16 protein-coding genes are annotated in these 17,957 nt (G+C 48.2%); 11 read left to right on the top strand and 5 right to left on the bottom strand.

All coding sequences use genetic code 11. The features are described from left to right. Window positions 1-227 precede the first annotated feature (227 nt). The 3 genes from EL645_RS33575 to EL645_RS33565 are packed head-to-tail and all read left to right on the top strand — an operon-like array spanning window position 228 to window position 2,451. On the top strand, window positions 228-863 hold the full coding sequence (locus EL645_RS33575) for a PAS domain-containing protein (RefSeq protein ID WP_161977909.1): 636 nt from the start codon (window positions 228-230) through the stop codon (window positions 861-863). 29 nt (window positions 864-892) lie between these two features. Continuing rightward, a complete protein-coding gene (locus tag EL645_RS33570; RefSeq protein ID WP_126556814.1) occupies window positions 893-2,131 on the top strand; it encodes a PAS domain-containing sensor histidine kinase in 1,239 nt (412 codons plus the stop codon). After that, window positions 2,125-2,451 (top strand): sensor histidine kinase, encoded by a 327-nt coding sequence (locus EL645_RS33565; protein WP_161977908.1) that lies wholly within the window; start codon window positions 2,125-2,127, stop codon window positions 2,449-2,451. The genes EL645_RS33570 and EL645_RS33565 overlap by 7 nt, the downstream gene beginning before the upstream one ends. A gap of 168 nt (window positions 2,452-2,619) precedes the next feature. Here EL645_RS33565 and EL645_RS33560 read toward each other — a convergent pair whose 3' ends face one another. Next, window positions 2,620-2,871 (bottom strand): hypothetical protein, encoded by a 252-nt coding sequence (locus EL645_RS33560; protein ID WP_136625340.1) that lies wholly within the window; start codon window positions 2,869-2,871, stop codon window positions 2,620-2,622. 636 nt (window positions 2,872-3,507) lie between these two features. On the opposite strand from EL645_RS33560, the gene EL645_RS33555 reads away from it, so the two are divergent. Continuing rightward, window positions 3,508-4,182, top strand: coding sequence for an HAD family hydrolase (locus tag EL645_RS33555; RefSeq protein ID WP_126556811.1), 675 nt, complete (start codon window positions 3,508-3,510; stop codon window positions 4,180-4,182). Between the two features lie 30 nt (window positions 4,183-4,212). Here EL645_RS33555 and EL645_RS33550 read toward each other — a convergent pair whose 3' ends face one another. Then, a complete protein-coding gene (locus tag EL645_RS33550) occupies window positions 4,213-4,992 on the bottom strand; it encodes a cyanophycinase (protein WP_126556810.1) in 780 nt (259 codons plus the stop codon). Window positions 4,993-5,289: 297 nt separating this feature from the next. Here EL645_RS33550 and EL645_RS33545 point away from each other — a divergent pair, with 297 nt between their 5' ends. Both EL645_RS33545 and EL645_RS33540 read left to right on the top strand, forming a co-directional pair. Beyond that, on the top strand, window positions 5,290-7,074 hold the full coding sequence (locus EL645_RS33545) for a trypsin-like peptidase domain-containing protein (RefSeq protein WP_126556809.1): 1,785 nt from the start codon (window positions 5,290-5,292) through the stop codon (window positions 7,072-7,074). Between the two features lie 168 nt (window positions 7,075-7,242). Beyond that, window positions 7,243-8,013, top strand: coding sequence for a YtxH domain-containing protein (locus EL645_RS33540; protein WP_126556808.1), 771 nt, complete (start codon window positions 7,243-7,245; stop codon window positions 8,011-8,013). Window positions 8,014-8,113: 100 nt separating this feature from the next. Here EL645_RS33540 and EL645_RS33535 read toward each other — a convergent pair whose 3' ends face one another. Then, window positions 8,114-8,665 carry a hypothetical protein gene (locus EL645_RS33535; RefSeq protein WP_126556807.1) on the bottom strand — a complete coding sequence of 184 codons (552 nt, stop codon included), beginning with the start codon at window positions 8,663-8,665 and terminating at the stop codon, window positions 8,114-8,116. Window positions 8,666-9,110: 445 nt separating this feature from the next. On the opposite strand from EL645_RS33535, the gene EL645_RS33530 reads away from it, so the two are divergent. From EL645_RS33530 to dinB, 5 genes are all read left to right on the top strand, one after another. Further along, window positions 9,111-9,749 (top strand): NAD(P)-dependent oxidoreductase, encoded by a 639-nt coding sequence (locus tag EL645_RS33530; protein WP_126556806.1) that lies wholly within the window; start codon window positions 9,111-9,113, stop codon window positions 9,747-9,749. A 265-nt stretch (window positions 9,750-10,014) separates the two neighbouring features. After that, on the top strand, window positions 10,015-11,361 hold the full coding sequence (locus EL645_RS33525) for a hypothetical protein (protein WP_126556805.1): 1,347 nt from the start codon (window positions 10,015-10,017) through the stop codon (window positions 11,359-11,361). A gap of 535 nt (window positions 11,362-11,896) precedes the next feature. Continuing rightward, window positions 11,897-13,156, top strand: a complete 1,260-nt coding sequence (locus EL645_RS33520) for a hypothetical protein (RefSeq protein ID WP_126556804.1) — start codon at window positions 11,897-11,899, stop codon at window positions 13,154-13,156. A 75-nt stretch (window positions 13,157-13,231) separates the two neighbouring features. Continuing rightward, window positions 13,232-14,050: a tetratricopeptide repeat protein gene (locus tag EL645_RS33515; RefSeq protein WP_161977907.1), complete on the top strand. Its 819-nt coding sequence runs from the start codon at window positions 13,232-13,234 to the stop codon at window positions 14,048-14,050. A 263-nt stretch (window positions 14,051-14,313) separates the two neighbouring features. After that, window positions 14,314-15,423: a DNA polymerase IV gene (gene dinB / locus EL645_RS33510; protein ID WP_126556802.1), complete on the top strand. Its 1,110-nt coding sequence runs from the start codon at window positions 14,314-14,316 to the stop codon at window positions 15,421-15,423. A gap of 731 nt (window positions 15,424-16,154) precedes the next feature. On the opposite strand, the gene EL645_RS33505 is transcribed toward dinB, so the two are convergent. Further along, window positions 16,155-17,129, bottom strand: a complete 975-nt coding sequence (locus EL645_RS33505) for a LacI family DNA-binding transcriptional regulator (protein WP_126556801.1) — start codon at window positions 17,127-17,129, stop codon at window positions 16,155-16,157. 5 nt (window positions 17,130-17,134) lie between these two features. Continuing rightward, a complete protein-coding gene (locus EL645_RS33500; protein ID WP_126556800.1) occupies window positions 17,135-17,872 on the bottom strand; it encodes a phosphate/phosphite/phosphonate ABC transporter substrate-binding protein in 738 nt (245 codons plus the stop codon). Window positions 17,873-17,957: the final 85 nt, after the last annotated feature.

Here is a 17,957-nt window from a genome sequence, read left to right as displayed (position 1 = left end):
CTAGCGCTATGGGCTGTGACCTTCGCTTGCCCATTTCTCATATATGGAGTGGAGAGACAGTCTCAACTGCCTCTCCACTCCATATACATTAGACACGTTTGTGCTTGTTTTTAAAATGCCGTTAGTGGTAGAAGTCTGTTTGGACTGATATGGCCTGCTCGCTGTTTTCCTCTGTAGAGTCTATGACGAGGTATATAATAGTATATACACAGAGGAGCATTTTTTGTGTGGAGGTTCAGCCAATGGAATCTGACCATCGTTCGTCAAAAACCCAGGATCTCACGCCATCGGAACAATCAGTGTATACACCCAATAATAATACCGATCTCTTTCTAGCCCTGGCTCACGATAGCGCTGATATTTACTGGCTATTAACTCCAGCTGGCGATTTTCACGCGACAGATTGCTCTAACTGGAAGACGTTTGTCGGCGATAAGTTTTCAGCACAGTATCAGGGTTGGTTGGATTGCGTCCATCCAGCGGACCGTGCGGGCGCGCAATCTGCATTTGAGCAAGCGATCCAGTCCCATCAGGCCACGGAAATTGAAGCCCGGATGCGCAGGTACGATGGGATGTATCGATTGATTCGGCTCCATTTTGTGCCGGTGCGGGATGCTCAAGGGAATAAGCTGGATCAGATTATTTCTTATGGTAAAGATATTACTGAGCAAAAGCATTATCAACATATGAGTGAGGAGCAGATGCGCCTGGCGGTAGGCGCCGCTAACATCGGTTTATGGGATTGGGATATCCGCACTAACCATCTGACCCTCAATGATCAGTGCAAAATCCTGTTTGGCTTTCCTTCTCAGAATACGGTTAGTTATGAGCAGTTGATGGGGCTATTCTTCCAGAGGATTTAAGCCAGCGTGATCATGCTATTCAGGAGGCGTTGGCGGCGAAAACTGAGTATAGCGTGGAGTATCGCCATCTCTATCCAGACCATTCAATTCATTGGCTGACACTCCGAGGCCGCTGGCTCTATGATGATCAGGGCTTCCCGCTGCGTATGATTGCGGCGGTGATGGATATTACGGCCTTGAAACAGGCGGAAGCCCAGCAGTTGGCCGCGGCCAGTAAGATGACCTCTATCCTGGAAAGTATCAGTGACGCCTTTTTCACCATTGATAACGATTGGCGCTACACTTATGTTAATCCTCATGCCGAAAAACTTCTTGGTAAAAAGCTAGATGAGTTGCTCGGTCAACCTATCTCCGCTGTCACTCCGGCCTTCGCTGATCCTTTCTTTACTCGTAAGTTCCGTGAGGCTCTCACAACTCAGCAGGCTAACCACTTTGAGGCCTTTTCACTGCCACAGAAAAAATGGTTTGAAGTCCATGCCTATCCTACACCTGAGGGCCTTTCAGTCTACTACCAGGATATCACTGAGCGTAAACGCATTGATCGTGCCCTGCGTGAGAGTGAGCTCAAGTTCCGCCGCTTTGTGGAATCAAATATTATTGGCGTGCTGGTCGCCGATATCTATGGCAATATTTATGAGGCCAATCAAGCTTACCTGGCGATCACAGGCTATACGGCGGAAGAGATTGAGCGTCAACATCTGCAATGGACTGCCATCACAACCCAGGAATATCTTCCTCGCCAGGCTCAGGCTATTGAGGAGTTTCTTTCTACTGGCATCAGTAAACCTTTTGAGATCGCGATTCGCAATAAGAAGGGGAAGCAGATCCCGGTTATGATGGCGATTGCGCAGCTAAAAAGTTCCTCTACGCTCGGTGTGGCGATTGTGCTGGACATCAGTGCCCGTAAGGAAGTGGAGAAGCAGAAGGATGTCTTCTTGAGTATTGCTAGCCATGAGTTGCGTACCCCACTTACTATCGTTAAGGGCTCTTTACAACTTATTCAACGGCGTATGAAGCGTGTTGAGGCCTTGCCCGAGGCGCATAATCCTGAGATAGCAGAAATACAACGTAAAAATGGCGAGGACCTGGCCCACGCTTTACGTCAGATTGATATACAGACCCGCCTGGTGAGCGATCTGCTTGATATTTCGCGTATCGCTGTCGATAAACTAGAATTAAACTTGCAGCGTTGCGATCTGGTCAAGATTATTCAGGAAACTATCGCGGATCTACAGGCGACTACCCCCGGCGTTCTCTCCAATTGTTGATCCCACCTGAAGAAAGTGTCTATGTGCAGGCGGACCCCGATCGTATCAGTCAGGTTATAAGTAATTATGTCACTAATGCTCTTAAATATTCTGATGCTGGCCGCCCGATCCGTATTGGCCTGGAACATACCAATCAGTATGTAAAAGTCTGGGTCCAGGATGAAGGGCCGGGACTAAGCAAAGAAGCACAGAAACAGATCTGGCGCCGCTTCTATCAATTAAAGGCATCCGCTACAACTGTGGATAGTAAACAAGGACTTGGCCTGGGACTCTATATTTGTCAGACTATAATTCAGCGCCATCAGGGGAGGTTGGGGTAGAGAGTACGCTGGGAAAAGGTTCAACCTTCTGGTTTACTCTGCCATTGAATCCAATCAATTCAGCGCAAGAGTCATAAAATCTCTTAGCTAGCGGCCAGGTACAGGCTGCTTATTCAGTTCGCCTGCACATGGCATAGCCAGAAAATCCATATTCATCTATACAACACTTTACTCATCTCTCTCATTCTCCTCCTCCTCTGCAACACTGATACCCTCGCGGCGCAATTCTATCAGGATATCTATCACTCCTTTAGCACTCTCAATCGCCTCGGGCGCGGAGGGCGAATATTCATAGGCAGGATCGGTTTTGATGATGCGCCCATTCCATCTGAAGACGCCATCGTATTCTACTTCAGATATTTTTTCTACCCAGATGGTAATTCCTTTGTAGCGTGCTGTAATCTCTTCTCTGTACACCATCACAAACTCTCGCTAACTCGGCACCTCGTGCACAATACATTCCCATTTTTCGTATTACAATACATCCAGTATACACCTGCATCGCTTGTAACCAAAACCATAGCCATCTGTTCAGCAGGGCTATTTCATGTTCGTCTGTGGCGCCGGGTTGGGGGTATGGAGTGGGGCGGCCGCAGCCGCCCACTCCACACACTCCATACCTGAAAGATGTACATTCTCCGGACGAACATTAAATACCCTGTCTATTCAGAGTCTCGCCGCAATAAAGTGCCCTCCTATTATAGTAAAACAAACTAGCAGGCCCAGGAATTGCTTGTTCTCCCCCCAATCAGCAGGGCTTTGTATTGTTCGTCCCAGGGATTGCAGGGAGATCACGAGCAAGCGATACGATGGACCTTCTTTCCTGTGTGGAGTGTGTGATGGGTGGCCGCGACCGCCCACCACACACTCCACACCCCCAACCCGGCGCCGCAGGCGCCACAGACGAACATGAAATAGCCCTGACCAATCAGCGAAACTCTTGCATAAATACCCATACTTTGATACAGTTCTATATGTAAGAGTACCAGACGACCTCAAGCAGAAAACCAATCCTTCCAAGCAATTTTACATACATATACAATGGAAAACCTTATTATGCCGTACACACTTTGCATTGATGCCGATGATACGTTATGGGAAAATAACATATACTTCGAACAAGCAACCAGCGATTTTATTCACTTCTTGAACCATTCATCTCTCCAACCTGCGGAAATAGAGGCTGTCCTGAATGAAGTGCAACTCAACATAGGCTATGGCTTCGCCAATTTCACCCGTAGCTTGATCGCTGTCTATCAACAATTGGCCGAACGGGAGGTGAATATAGAAGATATTGCGCAAATTCGTCGTTTTGGCCAGCAGCTCGCCAGCCACCCGATGGAGATTATGCCCGGCGTGGAAAAGACATTGATTGATCTGACTCATCGCCATCAGCTTATTCTACTGACGAAGGGTCATGCAGAGGAGCAGCAACTGAAAATTGAGCGTTCAGGGCTGGCCGGTTACTTTGAACATACGATTGTTGTGCCAGAGAAACATCCATTAGCCTATAGGAAACTGGTGCAGGAGCTACAATTGCAGCCTGCCAGTACCTGGATGATTGGGAATTCGCCACGTTCAGATATTAATTCGGCCCGCGCAGCCAATCTGAATACGGTCTACATTCCTCATCCTCATACCTGGACAATTGAACTGCAAGAGATCGAGACTGTCGGACCAGGTAAACATCTTACCTTACAGACATTCTCAGAGTTATCGCACTATTTCTAATGGAGGCGGGCCTCGTTGACCGCTTCCCTGCTATAGGCTGGTGACAATCTCGCCCGGCTGAAAGACCTGTTCGCTACCATCACGATTGAAGAGGGTAACGGTACGAATACCCATGACTTTCCAGCTGGCGGCACTTCCGCTCTGCTCAAGCGGCATTCTTACAAGCGCGGTATCTTCGTCAATACCCAGACCTCGGTGGCCTTCTGGCAGCGTTGCCAGCATGCGTTTAAAACCCTGGGCCCAGATCTCGTTGCCATGCATACGATCAAAATGTGGAAAAACAGCCACGCCCGGTACGATTCCAAGCGCGGGCAACCAGTTGGGGGCCTGGCCTGCATAGACGTCACGTGGCGAGATTAATACCGAGCCAAGCGCCATGGCTCCGGCGCTGCAACCCGCCAGAATAGCACCGCGCTGGTAGGCAGCAAAAATCACTTCCCAGGCGGCTGTATCATGAATACTTTCCAAAATATGACGTGGATTGCCACCCGAAAAATAATAAAAATTTGCGCCTTCCAATAAAGCTACTTGCTCAGGATCATCACTGCCCGCATGATCAATAATTGAAGATAGCCGGATATCGTTGACACCCAGTTGCTTAAAATGCTCAAGACCCAGCGCATTCCAGTACTCGGGTCGACCAACTTCAAGTCCACTGGCAGTGGGCAGGAGTGCGATATGTGTCTGCTGCGCACCGCCTAGAGTGCTAAGTAAGTAGGTATCAGTATCGTTCATCACGGGTAGATATTCACCAGATCCCAGCAGAGCAATTGCGCCAGGCGCAGAAGATAGAGTATGCTTTTGTGCCATAGTTATCCTTGTCGTTCAGAGTAGAATTTGATTTGCAATATCCATACTATATCATGCACATAGCATGCATGCTATGAAAAGCAAAACGGAAACGCCGCTCGAACGCGCAAATACTCCCTTGAAAAACAATCCTACTACGAAGGCTGAGATATGGCACCGTGACATACGTTATGATGGACTTCGACCAATCCATCTTTTGGAGGAGTACAAACAATCTTCTACACGCTATAGTTGGTGTCGTGGATTTGTCGTTAATCTTGTGCTTCCCATCCAGTCATGATGGAGGAGGATTCTTAAATGTCACATCCCGATCAGAAACCAGATCCTTCGGAATCATCTAATAAACCGCAACACACACCTGATCCATCTTCGGAGCAGCTTGCCGAGCGTACTGAAACGCAGAAAGCCCGGAAGTCTTATACGCCACCCTTCCTGGCTGGCTCGGCTGCTGGTCGTACACCTGGCGATACATCAGCTCCACAGCCGCCTTCTTATCAAGGGTCAACGGAACAACCGGCTGGCTATGTACCGCTCGACGAAAAATCCGATATCTATCATTCGAATACGACTCCTGAGCGCACACCGACCTTTTACTCATCCACCGATAGGCCAACACCTTATTCAACTGATGGTGTGCCACCTGAGGTGAATCCAACTGGCACGTCATCAGCATATTCAGCCGACAAGCCGAGAGCATCTTATCCATCCACAGATGCCTCAAACGGGGAGAAACCATCCCCCTACAATGAACCACCAAATCGCACATACTATCCGCCAGATATACCTCCGGATAACCAGCCACGAACAGGCTATGCAACCGGCAATGCGTCTTCCAATATGTCACCCGACTATACGCCAGGCAATGCACCTTCCACCAGGCCGCCCGGCTATACTCCTAACTATCCTGGTGCTTCGGTACCTCACGCGACAAATATGCCGCCTGGTACCCCTCCACCACCTGATCAATATGCATATCAGGCACAAACGCAAGGACAGTTCCCGGGTGGTCCGCGTTATCCGCAGCGTACACAGCCAAACAACAGACTGCTGTATATTGGTCTTCCGTTGCTAGCATTGTTGATGGGCGCGATTGGTGGCTGGCTGGCAACCAGTGCCATCACCCATCCAGCCGGGGCGATTTTCAATCCAGCCGCCGGCCAATCAATTACCCAGGTGGCATCTGGTTTCCGTAGCTCGGTAGTGCAGATTAATGTTGAAACTGAGCGCGGAGGTAGCCTGGGATCGGGCGTCATCATTGATCCACGTGGCTATATTGTAACCAATAATCATGTTGTATCGGGTGGCCAGAACTATCAGGTTGTGCTCTATGATAATACCAGGTTACCTGCAACCGTGGCTGGCACTGATCCAAATGATGATCTGGCCGTCATAAAGATTGATCCGCCCAAACATATGTCTGTGGCGAAAATCGGGGATTCGTCCCGCTTGCAGGTAGGACAACCTGTGCTGGCCATCGGTAATCCTTTGGGCATTACCCAGACCGTGACCAGCGGTATTGTGAGCGCGACAGGTCGCAATGTGTCCGAAGGTCCGAACAATCTGATTATCAATGCTATTCAGACTGATGCGGCCATTAATCCTGGTAATAGTGGCGGCGCTCTGGTAAATATGCAGAAAGAGTTGGTGGGTATTCCAACTCTGGCGCCAATTGATCCAGAGTTTAAAACACCCGCCAGTGGCGTAGGTTTTGCGATTCCATCCAATCGCGTTAAATTTATTGCTCCACAATTAATCAACTCAGGTCACGTCGTTCAATCTGGCCGCGCGGATATGGGTGTAAATGTGATCACGGTCGATTCCGATATTGCGGATCAGGCCCAATTGCCGGTTAATCATGGTGCACTCATTGTTAATGTGAGACCCGATAGTGCCGCCGCTCAGGCTGGACTAAGAAGGGGCGATATCATCGTGGAGGCCGATAATCAGCCTATCCAGGATACAGCGATGCTGCAGGATATCCTGATCAATAAACAACCTGGCCAGACTTTGTCGTTGCGCATTTACCGGGGAGATCAGCAAATGGCGGTTAAGGTGCAACTGGGTGAACAGCAATTTAGCTAATCTTCTATCAGGTGAGCTTTGGAGTTTTAGTGTATGGGCTTAAATGATACACACCGATATACGCTGAAACTCCTGCTCTCAACAAAACGTGTGTTTGATAGGATTTGTTCACATCATTGTCTTCTGGCTACTCGTGTATACATGTTTGTATAGAAAGGCGAGCACAATATGGGCAAGTTTCTTCAGGGTATGTTGATCGGAGCAGCGGCCGGGCTGCTGATTGCCCCTATGCGTGGCGAAGAGTTACGCAATAAAGTTAAGGTGCGCATTAAACAATTGCAAGATAAAGCATCGAGTTCTAATCTGCCTTTGAATGCGACTGGAACATATAGTAGTAGCTATAGCCGCATGGCTGGAAAATCCGGCGTGGCAGATAATGAACCTATCACGCTGCCAACTGGTGCTTTTGAAAAGCCCAGGGATACGAGTGCTCCATCTTTTGCAGTGGGAACAACACCACCGCCGCCACGTACGACTTCACCGTCACCTGATATCACTCAGCCTCGTACTCCATCATCACCACCTAGTTCCACCTCTATACCAGGTACACAGTCTTCTAACAGCGGGAGCAGCGCCATGCCGGAGCGCCCAAGACCCTTTAGTACGTCTTCTTCATCAACAACGAACAGTGCGAGCTCTAATATAGCGTCTGGCAACAAAGCTAATCTTGGTGCTCAAGGCCCATCATCCTCATCTATGCAGAAACCCTCTACCAGTATGCCTCCAACCGAAAAAAATCTTTCGGCCAGTGGTACTACTCGGACCAGGAGGTATAAGTATGAGAGCACGCTAGAGGAGATGGACTATGAGCCTCTAATCTTACCAGTCGAAACTTTTGAGGAGCCACGATCAACCAGGTCTGCCGGTGCCAAGCATTCATCTTCAAGTGCAACCAATTCAAATTTAAACAGGTATCCAGGCGATAAACCACGTCATTAGTAATCCAGGAGAACTAAAACATGCGCCCTTTCCCTGAATACAGGTGATAGGGTGCATGTTTTCCTGGCTTGGATTGCGTTTAGGGCTTCTCGGATGCGCATTATGATCCCTGGATGCTTATAGGTGCCTTTTTTATACTCTTTATATGCCTCAAGTTTGTTCGTTCTAATGGGAAACTGCTCCAGGATACAGCCTGGCAGAGAGCTTCTAACCGACCAAGATGGCAGGCGCTCTTCTCTACGGCTGTCAGGAGGCAGGTATGAACTGTTGGGCGACGCTTACCATGGACCTTCTCTTGTAAGGATTGTGCTTCCACCAGCAGGTCCAGAAAAGAGTTGGGAATAGTATCTAAAATAGTATGCACACTCTTGATCCACTGACTGTAACATGTCGCAAGTGCGATAAATGACTCAATTGGCCTGGCCTCAAGTGATTGATCCAGTAAAGGCAATCTCCCACCAACAGGGATAAGCACCCAGTTCTCAATATCTCTAGCCAGATCAATGGCGATTAGCAGGGGTGAGTTGTCATTGGAAAAAGGAGGAGACCAAAGCAAAACATCGTCAGGCAAAGCTTCGCAACTATGCAGCGCACGACGTCCAATTCTTTCTAATGTCAGGGCAAATTGTGCCGCTTTATTGTCATTACTCATACTTCAACCTCTCTTTCGTTCTGTACCAGCCATCTACATAGATGTAGCTAATGGGAACATCCTGCAAGGTTGTTTATCTCACATCGTTCACCGGGCAAGTAAATTTTCATATAATTTTCTAACCACATCTCAACACGCCCTCAGAACGACAAATGTAACACTTTTTCTAAAATAAAAGGCCTCTTTATGGAACGCTGAGAGACGCAGCACGCTATGCACATATATTTCCGCTAAACATTGATTTCAACGCCCAGAAAAACAAAAAAACGCCGCTATCATGCGCTATCATGTATAATGAAGCATGCCGCGATGCATACCAAAGCAATCATAGCACTATAAATATGTGCAAGGTCGAATATAATAGATTAGACAACGAATACAGAATCCATATAGTGGACACCATCAAAACAATCACACAGCTATTTTTAGAAAGAAGGATGACAGTATGAAACTGGTAATCTTTGGAGCCTCAGGACGAACTGGTAGGGCTCTGGTAGAGCAGGCGCTCGAAGCGGGACATGATGTCACTGCCGCGGTGCGCAACCCGGCTAATTTCCCCATCCAACATGAACGTTTACAGGTTGTCAAAGCTGATATTCTCGATCCGGCTTCGGTAGAGGCAGCGGTACAGGGCAAAAACGCCGTGCTCTCTACAGTAGGGCCACGCAAGCGCACCCTGTTCGGTGCTTATAAGCCCGAGGGATTATATTCACAGGGCATTAAAAATATTTTACAGGCAATGCAAAAAAATGGCATTCGGCGCCTGGTATGCGTTACCGCTGCTGCCGCTGACGATAACTATACTCCTCCAGGGCTTTATGGCTCGGTTATTATTCCGCTCTTCATGAGAAAACTGCTGGCCGATATGAAATTAATGCAGCGCGAAATCAGTAAGACCAACCTGGATTGGATCGTGGTGCGACCAGCCCGACTATCAGATTATCCTCGTACCGATGAGTATCGTATCTCTCTGCGCCCCACCCCTAAAGATCTAGCCACTCGCCGCACCGATCTGGCAGCATTCATGCTCAAAGAATTGACCGATACCCAATATCTACGTAAGTTGCCGGTTATCGCTGACTAGTACTTCTATTTTCCAGATCCCACAATTGGCGACATCTCAATTGATTAAGGTGTCGCCTGCTTCTGGCCTTCTCATCCTCCCCTGATCACTCGTATTCCTTGTGTAAATATCAATAAAAGTATTTCTTCTTTTTATTTTTATTGTATTATCTATGAATTTCTAGTATATTAAACATCACTAATTTATCATCCATAAGGGGCCTGTTGCGAAAGCATGACAGCGTGCTTTTTTATAGCTAGGTATAGCAAAAGAAAGTATCAAAATTATGAATGAGGACAGCAATTCGACTATAAAATCACCCCTTAATCAGCCCAGGACCTTGTTGCCGCCGGAACACTTATCACCCATGGTTGGACCAATGTCTGAAGATGATTTTACATCTATTGTGCATGAGAGTTTGTCAATGCTGCAAAGCTCTCATCAACAGATATACCAGTTCTGTGAGTACATATATTTTGCAGGTCAATATGAGCTCGCTATCCCTGAGTCACTGCTGGCACAGTTGAGTCCAAACAACACAATCGATGCTGCTCTCAATAATCCGGTCAATCGCAACCTGGTCTTTCGCGACATCAATTTCCCTACCCTCATTCGCACTATCAGCCCCCTGGTGGCCCGGACCGCCATCCGCTTTTATCATTCAGATCTTTATCAACTAATCAGAACTTATATCGATGCCACTAGCATTGACAGACGTGAACAGCGTACATTTCTTCAGCGCTTACTGGAATATGTGGCCCGCGAAACGTCTCTTCCTTTTATTCACCAGATGCTGTTCGAACATGAACAAAAACTGCAGGCGCTAATCACTACATGCGGCAATGCAGAGTTAATGAATTGGGCCCAACTTTATACTATGGTGGGCGATATTAATAAGGCAGAGCAGATAATGCAGCAAGGACTCTATCGATTTCCCGAGACCGAGTTAGATTGGGTAGCCGCCATCAAGCAGACTGAGCAAAAAGGTAGCGCTGAGCAGAAATCAGCCCTGCCGGGTAAGGTGACGGCCTGGCTGGCCGCCAATCCACAAGATACAAATGTGCGCCATGCTTATATCGGCTTTATTGAACGCCAGGGCACCTTGACCGATATCTCGCATCTTATTCAAGAGACGGCCCAATGGTTAAATGCTAATCCGCAAAATGTCAATGTACGGCAGATTTATCTTAAGTTTATTGAACACTGGGGTACGGCGGAACAGTTGGCGGATCTATTGCAAGCAACCGGACAATGGTTGCTGGATAATCCTGACGATACCCAGGTGCGCCAGACATATCTGGGATTGGTAGAGCGTGCAGGTACGGCTGCCGATATTGCGCATTTAATTGAGCAGACCTTTGATTGGCTCTCATCCCATCCCGAAGATGTACATGTGCGCCAGGCGTATCTGTCCTTGGTCGAACGTTGTGGTACAGCGGAACAGATTAGCCGCTTGATTGAGGCAACAGCTGACTGGCTGCTAGAACATCCCTTAAATCCGAATATTCGCCAGGCGTATTTTAAATTTGTAGAGCATTGTGGCACCCATGAACAAACGACTGCCCTGCTTACAGATACAGCGCATTGGCTAACGCTCAACCCCAGGATTGCTATGTGCGCCAGGTATATTTGAAATCGCTAGAGCGGCGTGGTAACAAAGAGTTGATCAGTGCTGCCTTCAATGTTACCGAGTTTCAAGCTATTATGAATATCCCTGACTCCAATGTTCTACGCACATATCTGGATCTTATGCGCCGGTATGCAACGGAAGAACAAATTATGGCCGCTATCGAGCTGACACAAGACAGTCTGGCAGCTAATCCTCAAAACCACTCGGTCCGTACTATCTATCTAGAACTGATCAGTCATTATGCCCATTCAGCACAGGTCGCGCAGGCCATCGATGAAACCGCTGTCTGGCTCACTGCCAATCCTCAGACCAGTTCTATCCGCGCTACTTATCTGAAAATAGTTGAGCAATATGGGACCGCAGAACAGGTACAAACAGCTATGTGCTCAACCAGAGCCTGGCTGCAAATGAATCCACAAAGTATTAATACACGCGCGCTCTATTTAAACCTGATTGGACAATGGGGTCACCAGAAGATATCGTTGAAACACTTGAACAGACTAAAAACTGGCTGGTCGCCCATCCACAGGATCCCTATGTGCGCAATGCCTATCTCAAATTGCTCTATCGCTATGGGCAGCGCCATACTATTCTGGAGGAGATCAATACGACTATTGGTTGGCTGGCCATTCATCCCGATGAGTCTCGGCTCAGGGCTACCTATTTGAAATTAGTTGAGCGCTATGGCAGCGTACAACAGGTGGATACGGCGCTTGTGGCGACTACCACTCTACCGGCTGTCCATCTGCAGGATTCAGGAGTGCGCATGGCTTATATGGGATTGGTACAACGTCGAGGTACTACACAGCATACGACGCTGGCAATCGAGCAGGCCATTAACTGGCTGACCCCTAAACGCCAAAGTGTAGAAGTCAAAACATATCTTGAGCTGGCTGAACAATATGCGTCCCTACCACAACTCAGGTCGCTGATCAATGTGCTGGCAGAGTGGCTGGCTGGCCATAAAAAAAATGCCCATATTCTTACTACCTATATCAAACTACTGGATCGTGCCGGTACCCCAGAACAAATCATCACCTTTTTACACACTTTGTCTGACTGGCTCCCTTTATTGCAGCAAAGTCATGGCGCCCTCACGTACTTAATTGATATGATCGGACATACAGGCACGAAGGAACAGATTGATGAGATTGCAGTGCTGCTAAGAGGTTGGCTACAAGATAATAAACCTGATGATAATCTACTGGTTCATTATCTGAATTTTGTAGGCAAGCAGGGAGATCCAGAGCTTATTCAGTGGGCCCTCAACTATACTTCTCAGATGATTAAAGGTGCTGATATCAGTGCTTATCTGCTCTCGGCTTACCTGAATTTGCTCGGCCGCCATGGCTCTTCAGCACAACTTCAGCAGGCGCTCGATTTCGTCAATGGCTGGCTTATGCATCATAGCGCCAATCCTTATCTCCTCACCATTTATTTACAACAGATCAAATATCATGGCCATCCTGAACAGATCCAGCAGGCGTTGCGCTTTACTACTGACTGGCTGGCAAATGAGACACCGGATGCCTATCTGCTCACCATGTATCTGAGTCTGACTAAACGCTATGGCGCTCGTGAGCAGATGCTGACCGCACTCGATCTAACGACCTCCTGGCTGGACAATAAACGTCTGGATGCCTTTGTGCTGGAAACCTATCTGGATCTGGTGGAGTATTGCGGCTCTACGCCGCAGATCTTGCGTGCCTTGAGCATTATTACCAATTATCTGCTGTCAGAATCTACTAACGAGCCTTCCAATATTCCGGCCGTCTATTTAAAACTCCTTAAATATTAAGGCAATGAACACCAGATCTCGCTGGCCCTCGATTTTACGGCACGCTGGCTGGAAACCCATAAAGATGATATCTTTGTGCGCGCAGCCTATCTGCGCCTGGTTGAACATTATGGCACAACTGAAACCATTGAGTCTCAGATCATCCAGACCGCCCATTGGTTGACATTGCACCTGGATTGTATTCATGTCTGGACCGCTTATCTTAAGTTGCTTGAACAACATGGCACTGAAGAGCAGCGTAATAACGCTTTAAACTCTTTATCTGATTGGCTTGAACAGCATCCAGAGCAAAATACCGTCTGGATTACTTACCTGACTATTGTGAAGCAATATGGTAATCGTGAGCAGATCGCGCACGCTCTACAGACTACTTCGGCCTGGTTGAGGCAGCAGCCAGATATAGATAGTCTACGTTTCAGCTATCTTGCCTTATTAGAGGAACATGGAGAGGTGCTGCACGAACTTAAACAGTATGAGGCGGCCCTTACCATCTATGCACAGGCTATCCAATGGGATCAGGAAAACGTGCTTTTTTATTATCATCAGGGTATTACGTTGCGTAAACTCTATCGTTACGATGAGGCGCTGGCTGTCTTTGAGCAGGTGATTCGAATGGCTCCAGGCGATGCCACAGCTTATATCAATAAAGGCAAAATTCTCTATAGTCTGAAGAGATATGCCGAGGCCCTGGAAACCTATGAGCAGGCGATCCAGTACAATCCCTCTCTGGCTCAGGCCCATGGAGATCGAGGCACCATTCTGCGTCGCCTTGGTCGTCATGAAGAAGCGCTTGAGGCTTATCAACAGGCGCTAGACCTCGATCCCCAGAACCCGGTAATACGCAGTAAATACGATGAGCAATTAAAGCGCTCGGCCAAACAAAAACATCGTTAACGCTCCCTTCTCTCTCTCCACTGGCGAGCGATACGATGGACATTCTTTCCTGTGTGGAGTGTATGGTGGGCGGCCGCAGCCGCCCATCACACACTCCACACTTCCAACCCGGCGCCGCAGGCGCCAAAGAGGAACATGAAAAAGCCTTGGAGCTCAAACATGTCACATAGCAAAGCTATACCACAGGTGATATGATGAGATCAGTTGTGATAGCCAGAATATGTTAGACCAACCTGCCTGGAAAAGGATGTAAGAGACGGACGATGCAGCCAACGCGAAAGATTATCCATGTCGATATGGATGCTTTCTATGCTTCCATTGAACAGCGGGATCGTCCCGAGCTACGTGGCAAACCGATTGTGGTCGGAGGTGATCCCCAGCGCCGTGGGGTGGTGGCCACTTGCTCTTATGAGGCCCGCAAATATGGTATCCACTCTGCTATGTCAGCCCAAAAAGCTTATCAGCGCTGCCCGCACGCTATCTTTATTCCGCCGCGCTTCGATGTCTATCGCGCGGTCTCTGCCCAGATTATGCATATCTTCCGCAGCTATACAGAGCTGGTCGAGCCACTCTCTCTGGATGAGGCATTCCTGGATGTCACCACTAATCGTCAGGCTATTGCCTCAGCAACGCTGATTGCACGCTCCATTAAACAACAGATCTATGCTGAAACCCGGCTCACTGCCTCGGCTGGTGTCTCTTTCAATAAATTTATTGCGAAGCTGGCCTCTGATTATCGTAAACCCGATGGTCTGACGGTGGTTCCTCCTGAACGGGCTGCTGATTTTTTGGAACACATTCCAATCGATAAATTCTTTGGAGTAGGCAAAGTTACGGCCGCTCGCCTGCATGAATTAGACATTGAAACCGGGGCCGATCTGAAGCGTCTCACGGAAGAAGAGCTGCAACGACTTCTGCACAAGCAAGGCAGTATCTTATACCATTATGTGCGCGGAGAAGATGATCGTCCGGTTCAGCCGTCGCGTATCCGTAAATCAGTAGGAAAAGAGACCACGCTGGTCGAGGATATCAGTGATCCTGAGCGCGTGATCCAGATTATGCGCCAGATGGCGGAACAGGTTGAGCGCCGCCTGAAAGAGCTGGATCTATGCGGCAAGACGGTCGTTCTCAAACTACGCTGGAATAATTTTCAGCTGCTCACCCGCCGCGTTACCGTCCCTCAGGCTGTCCAGGATGCCAATACGATGGTCTCGCTCCTCACCCCTATTGTGCACGAACAACTAAAAGGAGAGCCCAAACGTGTGCGCCTGGTCGGCGTCACCATTTCGCATCTACTCAGCAGCCATGCCGCCAATCAGCCTGGACAAATCATTCCGCTTCCACTCTGGGATGAAAGCGCCTGGCTGGCCTGATCTCATCCACCAGTTGAATACACAGCGACCGGAAACGCTTTATCCCATCGCGCTGAGATTTTTACATTCTTATATATAGTAGAGCTTTTCCAGCTCACAGATGATTGCTCACATGCTCAGAATTGCTACTTCTTTGAACTATTCTTAGTAACCCTCGAACACTATAAGCATAACTTATTACTATTACCTTAAAGTGCTCAAAAATGCTCTCAACCATATTGACATTATGTTATTTTTAGTATATATTTTTCTTAGGGAAAAGCGACTATTAATACTTTGTATTGTATCAAACCTCTACTACAAGCATCTATTTTGCGATAGAGCGGTAAGCATTGATGGTAGATACGATTGGGTATGAGGTCAATTTTACCGTTATCTTCAAGGATGAAAGATATCTATCTATTTTACGAGGTCAGGACATATGGTTGAGCTGTCATAAGCATGCTATATGGGACTTTTGGGAGAAGTACCTGTAGCATGGACATTCACCACGTTTTGCCTCGTCACTCTGTATCTGGCCAGGTGAGGAAAAAGGCTTAAGCGCTCTCTGAGTTTTCTACATGGATGTAGTGACTGCACGATAGTGTGAGGGTCCCTTACATGGTTATAAGTGCAGAACAATAAGATTGTGCATTTCTATGGATGGATTTTGCAATCTTGAGGATTGTGCATTTCTATGGATGGATGGCGCAGTCCTTTTTTGTGTCTTCCAATCAGTAGTACTAACTCCGCTAGCTAGCGGCATCAATAGTGTGAAGATTGCATTGCACCCTGAATGTAATATCAATAACTTCCTCTGGTATATAAATATTAAGTAACTTTAGTAGCCGCCTGGCGACAACCTTCCCCAGTGCCAATCCATCAAAGGCAAGACTGCTCAAGCCAGCCATTTGTGCAATCGGAGTCGCTCCAAGCCCCTGGACGGGCCAATCTAATTGCCGTTCTTTTAAAAAGCTTTGTACCGAAAGCGCGGTCTCATCATCGGTACAGAAGAAAGCGGTAGCGGAATAATCAGTCGCCTGCAACAATTCAAGCCAACCAGTCTTATCGTTGCCGGGGTCGGGGAGATCAATATTTCTGGCCGCCAGCTGACGCCACATGCGCGCGCTTAGGGTTGGCTCTAATAAAGAGTTGGTACCCGTCACTAATATCAGGCGTTGATACCCTTGTTGTCGCAACCAGTTATAAGCAAAACGTAGACCAGACCCTAATAAATCCTGTTCTAGCAATGCATAAGGGCGCCGACTACGTACTAGCAGGTCCATCGCCTCTGGATCAAGGGCGCTCCATTGGGTCAACAACATACCTTCAAAACGACTATTTGATAACATCTCAAAATATGCATGCTGCCTTACCGCTCCCGTGGCTTTCTCTTTTCCGACCGGGCAAATCAGTAGCTGCATCTGTGCCTGCGCCAGCGTGGCCTGGATACCTGCAATAATGTCATCGAGGGCTGGATAGTTTAAAGAGGGCAAGATGAGGCCGATTAGATCTCCGTTTGGTTTATGTAGACTGCGAGCGTTGGCATTGGGACGATAACCTAATTCTTCTACCAGCTGCAAGATGCGGGCGGTAGTGGCTGGAGCAATGCGGTCTCGACCATTGATCGCCCGTGAAACGGTAGCATAACTGACGCCTGCCAGTTCGGCTATCCTTTTCAGGGTATGCTCACGCTGTACGGCGGCCACAAAACGCTGCTCCTCCATTTTAATCAGTTTACTCCCTCGGCAACATCGCTATGATGCAGATTTTCCAGGGCATTGAGGAGATTACGTTCCAGGTGTGGTGGTAGACCAGGGCGCATGGCCAGTGGTCCACGGGATAACAGAGGTGAGGTGGCCAGCAGTCGGATAGGAGGCAGGCCATGCTCTTTTTTGTAATGAAGAAACTCTTCTTCTGCGATTGCTCCTGCTATGACTTCACCTTTGCCGACCGATTCTGCGACCGCTTGGTGGCTGAATAAAAACGTTGCGTTGAGATCAGCTTTGACATCCAATCCGGCCTGCTGCAGGAGGAATGTAGCAACCAGGTAGCCCGAGGCTGAGCGTGGATCAACAAAGCCGAATGCCTGACCTTTCAGCTGCATCAGGTGGGTGATCCCGCTATCCGCACGCGTAAAAATCAGGCTGCGGTAGGGAATCGATGGCATATTCTCCGCGGAGGCAATATCAATCGAATTGACCAGTGCGCGTGCGCCAAAACGGGCCTGCGCCAGGGCAAAGGCATAAGGTCCCAGCCGGGCAACATCGATTGTTCCCGCTTCCATACCTGCTAATATATCTTCATAATTTTCGCTCAACATCACGCTGACAGGGATACCCACAGACTCACTGAAATAGTGCTCCAATTGGGCCACTGCCTGCTCTGGCTGCTTCACATTCAGTGCTGCACCTGGTTCGGTCGCCAATACCAGATGTTGTTGCTTCTCTTTCTCATTCCTCGAAGTCATGGGAGGGATTATAACACATCTTTAATTGTTGAGTGTAGTACCCATTGAGCCTATTTCCTTATGTTAAAAAATTATAACCTTGCTT

Origin of the sequence: Dictyobacter kobayashii (assembly GCF_003967555.1) — a bacterium.
Taxonomy (GTDB): Bacteria; Chloroflexota; Ktedonobacteria; order Ktedonobacterales; family Ktedonobacteraceae; genus Dictyobacter; species Dictyobacter kobayashii.
Note: the sequence above shows the minus strand (reverse complement) of the source record. Positions and strands in the feature narration are given on the sequence as shown.